The sequence below is a fragment of the Fictibacillus phosphorivorans genome (assembly GCF_007673525.1).
Lineage (GTDB): Bacteria > Bacillota > Bacilli > Bacillales > Fictibacillaceae > Fictibacillus > Fictibacillus phosphorivorans_C.
On the sequence record NZ_VDZU01000001.1, the window covers coordinates 204,332 to 216,517 of the forward strand.

General features: G+C 44.4%; 10 protein-coding genes. 8 read left to right on the plus strand and 2 right to left on the minus strand.

Annotation, left to right across the window (positions count from 1 at the left end; translation table 11 throughout):
- Positions 1–3 precede the first annotated feature (3 nt).
- The gene (locus tag FS458_RS00980; RefSeq protein ID WP_144696843.1) at positions 4–777 is read left to right on the plus strand and encodes an alpha/beta fold hydrolase; all 774 of its coding nucleotides are present in this window, start codon (positions 4–6) and stop codon (positions 775–777) included.
- Here the strand turns inward: FS458_RS00980 and uvsE are convergent.
- On the minus strand, positions 770–1,726 hold the full coding sequence (gene uvsE / locus FS458_RS00985) for a UV DNA damage repair endonuclease UvsE (protein ID WP_144696845.1): 957 nt from the start codon (positions 1,724–1,726) through the stop codon (positions 770–772). The genes FS458_RS00980 and uvsE overlap by 8 nt on opposite strands.
- A gap of 387 nt (positions 1,727–2,113) precedes the next feature.
- A complete protein-coding gene (gene cls / locus FS458_RS00990) occupies positions 2,114–3,304 on the minus strand; it encodes a cardiolipin synthase (protein WP_144696847.1) in 1,191 nt (396 codons plus the stop codon).
- 203 nt (positions 3,305–3,507) lie between these two features.
- Between cls and FS458_RS00995 the strand changes: the two genes are divergently transcribed.
- The 7 genes from FS458_RS00995 to FS458_RS01025 all read left to right on the plus strand — a co-directional run bounded on the left by FS458_RS00995 (position 3,508) and on the right by FS458_RS01025 (position 12,184).
- Positions 3,508–5,640 carry a (Fe-S)-binding protein gene (locus FS458_RS00995; protein WP_144696849.1) on the plus strand — a complete coding sequence of 711 codons (2,133 nt, stop codon included), beginning with the start codon at positions 3,508–3,510 and terminating at the stop codon, positions 5,638–5,640.
- A 156-nt stretch (positions 5,641–5,796) separates the two neighbouring features.
- Positions 5,797–6,981 (plus strand): acetyl-CoA C-acetyltransferase, encoded by a 1,185-nt coding sequence (locus FS458_RS01000; RefSeq protein ID WP_144696851.1) that lies wholly within the window; start codon positions 5,797–5,799, stop codon positions 6,979–6,981.
- Positions 6,982–6,996: 15 nt separating this feature from the next.
- Positions 6,997–7,851, plus strand: coding sequence for a 3-hydroxybutyryl-CoA dehydrogenase (locus FS458_RS01005; RefSeq protein ID WP_144696853.1), 855 nt, complete (start codon positions 6,997–6,999; stop codon positions 7,849–7,851).
- 182 nt (positions 7,852–8,033) lie between these two features.
- Positions 8,034–9,173, plus strand: coding sequence for an acyl-CoA dehydrogenase (locus tag FS458_RS01010; RefSeq protein ID WP_144696855.1), 1,140 nt, complete (start codon positions 8,034–8,036; stop codon positions 9,171–9,173).
- Between the two features lie 15 nt (positions 9,174–9,188).
- Complete coding sequence (locus tag FS458_RS01015) at positions 9,189–10,331, plus strand: acyl-CoA dehydrogenase (RefSeq protein WP_066399058.1); 1,143 nt, start codon at positions 9,189–9,191, stop codon at positions 10,329–10,331.
- Positions 10,332–10,593: 262 nt separating this feature from the next.
- Complete coding sequence (meaB, locus tag FS458_RS01020; RefSeq protein ID WP_144696857.1) at positions 10,594–11,550, plus strand: methylmalonyl Co-A mutase-associated GTPase MeaB; 957 nt, start codon at positions 10,594–10,596, stop codon at positions 11,548–11,550.
- A 10-nt stretch (positions 11,551–11,560) separates the two neighbouring features.
- The gene (locus FS458_RS01025) at positions 11,561–12,184 is read left to right on the plus strand and encodes a TetR/AcrR family transcriptional regulator (protein WP_144696859.1); all 624 of its coding nucleotides are present in this window, start codon (positions 11,561–11,563) and stop codon (positions 12,182–12,184) included.
- The last annotated feature ends 2 nt before the right edge of the window (positions 12,185–12,186 follow it).

Genomic DNA, 12,186 nt, shown 5'->3' on the forward strand with positions numbered 1-12,186 from the left:
AACATGGCATTAGCCGGGCTGACCTCTGAGTTGCAAATCTATTATGAAAAGCTAGGAACTGGTGCTCCGATCGTTTTTTTACACCCGCCCGGTATGAGTCATCTTGTGTTCAAGTACCAAAAAGAATTAGCAGCCGATTATCAGACGATCTTTCCTGATTGTAGGGGGCATGGTCGTTCGTCTAGTAAAGACCCAGAAACGTTTACGATATGGGACTTGGCAGATGATGTGGCTTCTTTATTGGATCACTTATTATTAGAAGAGGCATATATTTGCGGGTATTCAGCAGGTGGCTCGGTTGCACAAGCGTTTGTTCAAAAATATCCGCAGCGCACAAAGGGTCTTATTTTGAGTGGAGGCTTTCCTCAAGTTTCTACATTCACACTGAAAAAGCAGTTTCAAACAGGAATAAGGCTGGCAAAAAATGCACCAGCCCTACTCAATCAGATTCTTGTCAGCACACATTCAAACTCTCCAGAAGATCGAAAAGAAATGTTGTCTTATCATAAGCTGACAGATTCTAAAACGTGTCAGCGGTTCTACCAAGAAAGTCTTTCCTTCCAATGCACGGATCAGCTAAAAGAGTGGCGATTTCCGTTGTTGTTCATTTACGGGGAACAAGCGGAATATATGCATGCTTATAGAAGGATCTACGCAAGGAATGTTCACCCGAAAGCAAAGTTCGTTCTCTTAAACAAAGCGCTGCATCAGCTTCCGATTAAACATTATGCAAGCTTTAATGCAGAGATTAGAAAATTTATTCCATGCCTTACATAAGGATGGTTCCGCCGCTCATCCTTTTAAAGCCGCGTACTTTCTCTAGCTCAGCAACGAGCTGAAGAACAGCGCGGTCTTTTTGTTTCGCTTCAATCATTACGTCCAGCTTATCTGTGTAATTTGACATCAATTTAAAAAACGGCAGAACATAATCCAGACTAACGAAGTCATGGTGGCTTCTGTACGCCTTTTCGTCTTTTGGTGAGGAAAGATGCACCTTTGGTGGTCGACCTGTATTCTCCCACGTTTTCACGAACCTCGGCAATAATTCTTCAAGCTTACCATCGTCATCCGGATTCGCCATGTAATGATGGTAATCAAACATAAGCGGAATGCCTTCATTTTCACAGACTTCTAATGTCTCTTTGGTGGTGAACGTTTTATCGTCGTTCTCAAGCGTCATCCTCGCTTTAACATCAGCAGGGAGAAGTTTAATATTTTCATAAAAACGTTCTAAAGCAGACGGCTTATCACCATAAGCCCCACCGATATGAATATTGATATAGCTTCGGTCCTCGATGCCCATCCCTTTAAGCAGATCATAATGATATTGCATATCTTTCACCGCGTTTAACGTCACCTCTTCACGAGGGCTCGTAAACAGGGTGTACTGGTTAGGATGCATGCTCGTTCTGATATTGTATTTTTTTACGAGCTTTTCGATCTCTTTGCATTCTTTCTTCGTGTGCTTTAAAAAATCCCAAGCTGCTTCAGGGTGGGTAGCTAAAGGGACGATCGAAGACGACATGCGGTGAAGAGGAAGCTCGTGCGCGATGCAATAATGAAGAACGCGCAGTGTGCGCTCGAGATTATTTTTCGTGATGGCAAGCAATTGAGCTGTGCGTTCTTTTTCATCACGTTTTTGATACGTAGCATAAGTCATCGTTTTTGCAGGTGAGGCCTCATATAAATTGAGAGCCGTAGATACAAATCCGAAAGATGTTAACATGTTTGGCCCCCTGTTGTTTTGGTTTAATTTTTTGATATATTTCCAAGAAGGATGAAGTCGTGATCTTATGAAGAAGTACTACTAAATTGCATCATTGAATGGTTGATTGGAGTGTAAGGTTGCCGACTCCTGCGGGACAAGCGGTCAGGTGAGCCCCTTAAGGGCGCAAAGCGGCAGTCCGAAATGTGGAAGTGACTCGTTCAGCCCCGACAAGCAAAAGTTGAATGGGCTATGAAGGCGCACTTTGCCTTCTTGACTGTTTAACTTTTGACCTCGAGGGGCTAGTCACTGCAACTAGACAGGAGGCTCACCGCCTGCCCCGCGGAAAGCGAGCAACCTGAAACGGAAATCAACACTTTCAGAATCTACAAAGAATTCACTTTCAACTTATAGAAACGGCGATAACACAAAACCCACCACTTCTTTTAAGCGAACTTTAACGGTACGGCGTGTCTTCTTTAAGCGGGCTAGCGTCAATTTCTCAGAGCGTTCAAGATCTGAAGCAAGCACCTGCTTCACCGCTTGGATCTCCGATTTATCTGTAAAGATGCAATTTAGCTCGTCGTTATAGAAAAAGCTGCGAAGATCAAAGTTTGCGGTACCAATATCGCAGACCGTATCATCGAACATAACAATCTTGGAATGATAAAAACCTTCATGAAACTGATAGATCTCTGCACCAGCTTCTAAGAGCGGTTTAACGAAACGATAAGATGCTTCTTGCACAAAAGGATGATCGGGGTTCATCGGAACGAGAAGCTTTACGTTGACGCCACGATGGAGTGCTGACAAAAGCTCTCTGTTCATCTTTTTACCCGGAATAAAGTATGGCGAACCTATAAAAATGCTTTTTTTCGCACCTTTTATTTTTGTGTAAAAATAGCGGTAGCCGGCCTGTCCTTTTGAAGGAAGAAGCATTAGCTCTTTTGCCTCTTCTTCATTGAGAAAAGATGAGGTCTCATTATGAGTCATCTTTTCATTTGTTGAACCGTTCCAATCGTCGATAAACAGACGCTGTAATTGGATAACAACTTTACCTCTTAATTTTAAATGATAGTCGCGCCAATCTCCAAACCGTGTGACTCTGCCAATATATTCATTTCCTACGTTATATCCACCCAAATAGCCGATCTCTGAGTCGATGATCGTGATTTTTCGATGATTTCGGTGATTTATGCGGTATAAGAGGTACGGAAATTGCGGCTTGTTGCTGTATTCAAAATGAACACCAGCATCTTTTAGACTGTTAACCGTCTTTTTTTTCAGCCCGTAACTCCCCATGTAATCAAGAAGCAGTCTAACTTCTAAGCCTTGATGTGCTTTTGCGATCAACTTCTTACATAGCTCTTGTCCGAGTTCGTCATCTCGTAATATGTAAAACTGTATGTAGATCGATTTGTTCGCTTGATCTATGTCTTGAAACAGTGAATCGAAAAAATGAGAACCCGTTGTTAAAAGATGCATATTGCCTGTTGTGTTTACAGGAGGTTCTTCTTTTGCGGTCGTTTGTTTATGTCCTAAATAAAAGTCGATCCAAGCCAAAAAACCAATGGCTATCATCACTAAAACGATCCACATGTTCTTCTCCTCCTTTTAAATCAAACTTTTATTTAGTATACCCCTACCATATGAAACCACTAAAAATTTTTTTTGCACGGATGTTGACTGAATGCTCATTCATTTATTTTTTATGATATAATGAAGTCAGAAAATTAATTTCATTTAGAATTATTAAAAGAGAAAGAATTAGGGAATAGCAGCATTGGAAGGGAGAGAAAGCGATGGACGGCTTAATGGTAGCAAACTGGCTTGCATTTCTTTTTGTAACCGCTTACGCACTGTTTTTATTTGCTTATGTTATAAAAACAAGGTTTGAATTCATCAAGCTCGGTAAGAAAGTAGAGTTTGATCATACGGTTCAAGAACGAATTAAAGCAGTCTTAGTGAATGTATTTGGTCAAAAGAAGCTGTTGAAAGACAAGAAGAGTGGAATTATCCATATCATGTTCTTTTATGGATTCATTCTCGTTCAGTTCGGAGCGATCGATTTTATATGGAAGGGACTTGCACCTGGATCGCATCTGCCTTTAGGCCCGCTTTATCCAGGCTTCACGTTTTTCCAAGAAATCGTAACGACGATGATCATGATCGCAGTCGTTTGGGCTTTTTATAGAAGATATGTTGAAAAGCTTGTTCGACTGAAGCGTGGATTTAAATCTGGACTGGTTCTTCTGTTTATCGGCGGCTTGATGCTTTCCGTATTAGTTGGGAACGGTGCAGAGATTATCTGGCATGATCTACCATACGAGTGGACGGCGCCTATCGCGTCCGTAATCGCAATGGCTCTTGGTTTCTTAGGGAAAACGGGTGCTGCAGTCGTATTCTTTATCTCATGGTGGATTCACTTATTATTCTTATTAACGTTCTTAGTGTATGTTCCGCAATCCAAGCATGCTCACTTGATCGCAGGTCCACTAAACGTTTGGCTTGGCCGCAAAGATAAAGTAGGAAAGCTTTCTTCGATCAATTTTGAAGACGAGACACAAGAAGTTTTCGGTGTGAATAAAATTGAAGACTTCAATCAAAAGCAGCTTGTTGATCTATATGCATGTGTAGAGTGTGGGCGTTGTACGAATGTGTGTCCGGCAACAGGTACTGGTAAGATGCTATCACCGATGGATATGATCGTTAAACTGCGTGATCATCTAACGGTAAAAGGAGCAGCGGTAACCTCACGCACACCTTGGATGCCAGCTTTTGCTTTCTCGAACACAACAGGCAACCAGATCGCTTTTGAAGCGAGAGGGAAGGGCGCTGAGGAAACAGCTGTAACAACAGACGGATCATCTGCACTTGCTTATGATGTTGAGATGATCGGTGAAGTCATGACAGAAGAAGAGATCTGGGCATGTACAACTTGCCGTAACTGTGAGGATCAGTGTCCGGTTATGAACGAACACGTTGATAAGATCATCGACATGCGCCGATACCTCGTTCTTACTGAAGGTAAAATGGATGCAGAAGCGCAGCGTGCGATCAAAAATATCGAGAAGCAAGGAAATCCTTGGGGAATCTCGAAAAAGGAACGCGAGAACTGGCGCGAGCTGAAAGAAGATATCGTGGTTCCGACTGTAAAAGAAAAAGAAAAAGCGGGTGAGGAATTCGAGTACCTGTTCTGGGTAAGTTCGATGGGTGCTTATGACAACCGTTCACAAAAAATCGCACTTTCTTTAGCGAAGATCATGAACGAAGCAGGAATCACGTTTGCGATCTTAGGAAACAAAGAAAAGAACTCTGGTGATACGCCTCGTCGTCTTGGAAACGAGTTTTTATTCCAAGAGATGGCGAACGCGAACATTGAGTTATTCCAAAAGCATAATGTTAAGAAGATCATCACGATCGATCCGCATGCGTATAACACGTTCAAAAACGAATATCCAGAGTTTGGTCTAGAAGCTGAAGTGTATCACCATACAGAGCTTTTAGCAGACTGGATTAAAGAAGGAAGAATCAAGCCGAAGTTTGAGGTGAATGAAACGATCACGTATCACGATTCTTGTTACCTCGGCCGCTATAACGAAGTATATGAACCACCACGTGATATCTTAAAGGCAATTCCAGGAGTGAAGGTCGTTGAGATGGATCGCAACCGTCAGAACGGAATGTGCTGTGGAGCGGGTGGCGGAATGATGTGGATGGAAGAAAAAGCAGGATCTCGTGTGAACGTTGCGCGTACAGAACAAGCTCTTGCTGTAAATCCAACAATGATTGGAAGCGGATGTCCGTATTGCTTAACGATGTTGAGTGACGGAACGAAGGCAAAAGAAGTAGAAGAGCAAGTTCAAACACTAGATGTTGTTGAAATCCTTGAAAAATCAATGTTTGGCTCACAGAAACAAGAAGTTCTTCAGTAGTTTTCGAGCATGTAAATAAGCTGCCTGGCATTTTAGCTGGCAGCTTCATGCTTGAAAGTTGGTCGACTGAGCGTTCGCTCGGCTCGTATTTAAACATAATTGTAAGCGTTAACATAACTTTCGCTGTTCTACCATACGAATCGGGAGGTTTTTCATATGACAAAATCAGTAATCGTCAGTGGTGTACGGACACCTGTAGGGAAATTTGGTGGCGGATTAAGTTCTCTTACAGCGTCAGATCTTGGCGGAATCGCGATTAAAGAAGCGCTTCAACGAGCAAATGTTGCTCCAGACGCGGTGGATGAAGTCATTTTAGGCTGTGTTCTTCAAGGTGGCCAAGGGCAGATTCCTTCACGCCAAGCGGCTGAAAAAGCAGGATTACCTTGGAAGACGAAAACAGAAACGATCAACAAAGTATGTGCGTCAGGTCTTCGTGCGATCACAATGGCAGATCAGATCATCCGTGCGGGTGACGAAGAAGTCATCGTAGCAGGTGGAATGGAATCGATGAGCAACGCACCTTACATTTTACCGAAAGCGCGCTGGGGTCTTCGTATGGGAGATAGCTCAGTAAAAGATCTCATGGTTCATGATGGACTAACGTGTACGTTTACAGGTGTTCACATGGGGATCTACGGAAATGACGTAGCCAAAGAGATGGAAATCTCACGCGCGCGCCAAGATGAGTGGGCGTACCGCAGTCATAGCCGTGCTATCGATTCGATTGAAAAAGGAATTTTTGCAGAAGAGATCGTTCCTGTAGAAGTACCTCAACGAAAAGGTGAGCCGATTGTTGTGTCCCAAGATGAATCACCTCGTAAAGATACGTCTGTTGAATCTCTCGCAAAATTAAGACCAGTATTTTCTCAAGATGGAACGATTACAGCAGGAAACGCACCAGGCGTAAACGATGGTGCAGCGGCAGTAGTCGTGATGAGTGAAGAGCGTGCTAAACAAGAGGGCAAAGAAGTGATGGCTACAATTCTTGGTCACACAGCACTTGCTGTTGAAGCAAAGGATTTTCCGAAAACGCCAGGTCTTGTCATCAATGAACTGTTGAAGAAATCAGGAAAATCATTAGAAGAAATTGACCTTTTTGAAATAAACGAAGCATTTGCAGCTGTTGCGCTAGCGAGTTCTGAACTTGCGGGATTAGATCTTGAAAAAGTGAACGTGAACGGTGGAGCAGTCGCGTTAGGTCACCCGATTGGGGCGAGCGGCACGCGCATCGTACTAACATTGATCCACGAGTTAAAAAGACGCGGAGGCGGACTTGGTATCGCTTCGATCTGTTCAGGCGGCGGGCAAGGTGACGCGATCTTAGTAGAAGTGAAGAAATAAGGAGGAGCAATATTCATGAGCATTCAAAACATTATGGTAATCGGTGCAGGACAGATGGGTTCTGGAATCGCGCAAGTTTGTGCGCAAGCGGGGTATTCTGTTGTTCTGCATGACATGCAAGAAGAGTTCGTACAAAAAGGAATCGGAATCATCTCTAAAAACTTAAACCGCTCCGTGGAAAAAGGACGTCTGGATGAAAGCGAGAAAGAATCCATTCTATCCCGCATCACAGCTTCTGTTTCTCTAGAGAACGCGTCAAATGCAGATCTTGTGATCGAAGCGGTCGTGGAAAACATGGACGTAAAAACACAGCTCTTCAAGATGCTCGACCAATACGCGCCAGCTCATACGATCTTAGCATCAAACACATCTTCACTTCCGATCACAGAGATTGCGGCTGCAACGAACCGACCTGAAAAAGTAATCGGCATGCACTTTATGAACCCAGTACCTGTTATGAAACTCGTAGAGATCATCCGTGGGCTTCAAACAGCGGATGACGTGTACGAGACGATCGAATCTGTATCCAAGAAGCTGCAGAAAGTTCCTGTAGAAGTGAACGACTTCCCAGGATTCATCTCCAACCGCATCCTTATGCCGATGATCAACGAAGCGATCTTCTCGGTGTATGAAGGTGTGGCAACCCCTGAAGCGGTCGATGAGATTATGAAACTCGGGATGAACCATCCGATGGGGCCGTTAACGCTAGCAGACTTTATCGGGCTCGACACATGTCTATACATCATGGAGACGCTGCATGAAGGCTTCGGTGATGACAAGTATCGTCCGTGCCCGCTATTAAGAAAGTACGTTAAAGCCGGCTGGCTCGGCAAGAAGTCAGGCAGAGGCTTCTACAACTACGGGGTCTGACCCCACACAAAGACAAAAATTCCAATTTTGTCTTTGTGGAAGAGACAGCAACCAAAAATAAATCAAAGAAAAACAAACAGAAAAATAGACAGAGAAACAGCAAGCAAAGAAAGAACAATAGAGAGAAATCACGGAGAGAGACTACAAGAGTCGGCATTTCACTATAGGAATGGGGAGAGACCATGAACCTCGTATTTACTGAAGAACAAAAGATGATGCAAAAGATGGTACGGGATTTTGCGCAGAAAGAGATAACACCGGCCATTGAGCATATGGAAGAGACAGAAGAGTTTCCGCGTCATCTGATCACGAAGATGGCAGAGCTCGGACTGATGGGAATACCGATTCCAGAAGAATACGGTGGAGCAGGAATGGATTTTACGTCCTACATCATCGCGATCAATGAGTTATCAAAAGTGAGCGCGACAATCGGCGTAATTTTATCCGTCCATACGAGTGTCGGAACGAATCCGATACTTTATTTTGGGAATGAAGAACAAAAGAGAAAATACATTCCTAAGTTAGCGAGTGGAGAGTTCCTTGGTGCGTTCGGACTAACAGAGCCGAGTTCAGGTTCTGATGCAGCAAGCTTAAAGACGAGAGCGGTTAAAAAGGGCGATCATTACATCTTGAACGGCTCTAAGATTTTTATTACAAACGCAGGAGAAGCAGACGTGTACATCGTTTTTGCTTCAACAGCACCTGATAAAGGAAGCTACGGAATCTCGGCCTTCATCGTAGATAAAGATACACCAGGTTTTTCAGTAGGAAAGAAAGAGAAAAAAATGGGGTTGAACGGATCGAACACGTGCGAGATCGTTTTTGAAGATGCACGTGTACCTGCTGAAAATCTTCTAGGTAAAGAAGGCGAAGGCTTTAAGATCGCGATGAGTAACCTAGATGTGGGCAGGATCGGAATCGCGGCTCAATCCCTTGGTATCGCAGAAGCTGCCTTAGAATTTGCGACGAACTATGCAAAAGAAAGAAAACAGTTTGGTAAGCCGATCGGAGCTAATCAAGGGCTAGGCTTTAAGCTGGCGGACATGGCGACAGAGGTTGAAGCCGCAAAACTTTTAACCTATCGTGCAGCTGATCTGAAGACAAACAATCTATCATGCGGAAAAGAAGCTTCGATGGCAAAGTTGTTTGCTTCGGAAACCGCGATGAAGTCAGCGATTGAGGCTGTGCAAGTGTACGGAGGGTACGGCTATACAAAAGAGTACCCGGTAGAAAGACTGTTCCGAGACGCGAAGGTGTGTCAGATCTATGAGGGAACAAGCGAGATTCAGCGTATGGTGTTAAGCAAACATTTATTAGGATAAGAGGGAGAGATAGAAATGCAATTTATGTTATCTGAAGAACATGAAATGATCCGCAAGATGGTGCGTGATTTTGCGAAAAATGAAGTAGAACCTACAGCAGCAGAACGTGACGAAGAGGAGCGTTTTGACCGAGCTATTTTTGATCAGATGGGTGAGCTTGGCCTTTGCGGAATTCCTTGGCCAGAAGAGTATGGCGGAATTGGCGGCGATTATTTAGGCTACGTAATCGCAGTTGAAGAACTATCTCGTGTTTGTGCATCAGTCGGTGTAACGCTATCTGCTCATACCTCTCTTGCAGGATGGCCGATCTTTAAGTTTGGTAATGAGGAGCAAAAGCAAAAGTTTCTTCGTCCGATGGCAGAAGGTAAAAAAATCGGAGCATATGGCTTAACAGAACCAGGATCAGGATCAGATGCAGGAAACATGAAAACAACAGCGAAAAAAGACGGCGATGACTATATCATTAACGGCTCAAAGATCTTCATCACAAACGCTGGAGACGCTGAGATCTATGTTGTTTTCGCGCGCACGGATATTGAAGCGGGATCAAGAGGAGTTTCTGCGTTCATCGTAGAAAAAGGAACACCAGGCTTTTCTTTCGGTAAAAAAGAAAAGAAACTCGGGATTCGTTCATCACCAACGTTAGAGATCATTTTTGAAGATTGCCGTGTGCCAGCTGAAAACCTTCTAGGTAAAGAAGGAGAAGGCTTTAAGATTGCGATGATGACGCTTGACGGCGGACGTAACGGAATCGCAGCTCAAGCAGTAGGAATCGCTCAAGGAGCACTCGATGCTTCTGTAAACTATGCAAAGGACCGCAAACAGTTTGGTAAGCCGATCGGGGTAAACCAAGGGATCGGGTTCAAACTTGCAGATATGGCAACAAAAGTGGAAGCGGCTCGCCTATTAACCTATCAAGCAGCTTGGAGAGAATCGGAAGGTCTTCCATACGGAAAAGAGTCCGCGATGTCAAAGCTATTTGCTGGAGATATCGCGATGGAAGTTACGACAGACGCAGTTCAAGTATTCGGCGGATACGGCTACACGAAAGAATATCCAGTAGAACGCTACATGCGTGATGCAAAAATCACACAGATCTACGAAGGTACACAAGAAATTCAGCGTCTCGTTATTTCTAAGATGCTTTTAAAAGATTAAGAGTTCGAGGTTATTTGACATAGTGGCTAGGGAAACTTCTTGCTAAGTCAGTATTTCTCTATTCAAAACAGAGTGTTGCTAAAAAGCTTTTAAAAACACCTCTGCAGTTGATTGGAGCGCAAGGTGCGAGACTCCTGCGGGACTGGCGGTCAGGTGAGACCCTTAAGGGCGCGAAGCGGCAAGGGGCTCACCGCCTGCCCCGCGGAAAGCGAGCATCCTGGAGCGGAAATCAACTACCCCGAAAAAGTTTTAGGAGGATATTATGCATCCATTAGCACAGCGCATCCAGCAAAAAGAGGAACGTGCTCTCGCGAAAGCGATCACGCTTGCCGAGAACAACGGTGAAGACAAACTCGAGCTTTTAAAGAGCATCTATCCGCAGCAAAAAGGCGCTCATTGGATCGGCATCACCGGTTCACCAGGTGCTGGGAAAAGCTCGCTCGTCAATCGTCTCATCTCTTTTTTGCGTAAAAAGAAGATGACTGTTGCAGTTGTTGCCGTTGATCCGACGAGTCCGTTTAGCGGAGGCTCTATCCTTGGGGACCGCGTTAGGATGGCTGACCATTTTACAGACCCTGGCGTGTTCATCAGAAGCATGGGGACGCGGGGCAGTCTTGGTGGTCTTTCCCGGTCAACAAAAGAAACGGTGCGGTTGATGGATGCTTATGGTTTTGATGTGATTTTAATAGAGACAGTAGGAGTCGGACAATCAGAACTCGACATTATGAAGCTAGCAGATTCGGTTGCAGTTGTATTGAACCCAGGCAGCGGAGATGTTGTGCAAGTGTTTAAAGCCGGAATCATGGAGATCGCTGATCTGTTCGTTGTGAACAAAGCGGATATGCCAGGCGTTCCGAAGCTTCTTGCTGAGATCGAAGCGATGCTTGACCTTGTGAAACACGACAGCCCGTACCGCCCGCCAGTCGTTCAGACGATTTCTACTGAAAATAAAGGTTTACAAGAATTATGGGAATCTCTTCTAACGCACCGTGAATATTTAGAGAAGAGCGGAGAAGGTAAGGAAAGAAAGCTTTCTAACCTGAAACGTGAGGTGATGGAAGTGGTTCAGCATGAAATCTATCAGCAAGTTTGGAAACAAGAACAGAAAAATGGGTTCTCCTGGCTGGCCGACTTAGAATCAGGTACGACAGACCCTTATACAGCTGCAGAAGAGATCTTATCAAAACGATTGCAGCCGGCTGACGGGAAACAGAAATGAGGGAGGCCAATTGGGTAAGAAAGAAGTGCCGTCGCTCGTAAAAGACGAAAAACTGATTCAGAGACGACGGGAAGAGATGGTAAAAGCGGCGGTCTCTCTATTTAAAGAGAACGGTTTCCACCGCACGACAACCCGTGAGATCGCAAAAGCTTCTGGTTTCAGCATCGGCACACTCTACGAGTATATCCGGTCAAAAGAAGATATTCTTTATCTCGTCTGCGACAGCATCTATGACGGAGTAAAGCTGAGGCTGCAGCAGGATATCAATGGGGAAGACAGTGGCATTCAAGGAGTCGAGCGTGCGATTGCGGCCTATTTTAAAGTGATGGACGATATGCAGGATGAAGTGCTCGTCATGTATCAAGAAGCAAAGTCGCTCTCTCATGAAGCTCTACCGTATGTACTCAAAAAAGAGTTAGAGATGACGGCGATCTTTGAAGAACTGCTTTTTAAAGTAGTAAAGCAAGGTGAACTGCATTTAAGCGAAAACGAGATTCCGGCAGCGGCTCACAATATTGTGATCCTCGGACAGATGTGGACGTTCAGACGCTGGGCGCTGCAGAAGATCTATACATTAGAAGAATATACACAGTTACAGCTTCAGCAATTGTTGTATGGCATAAAAGGAGCATAAGA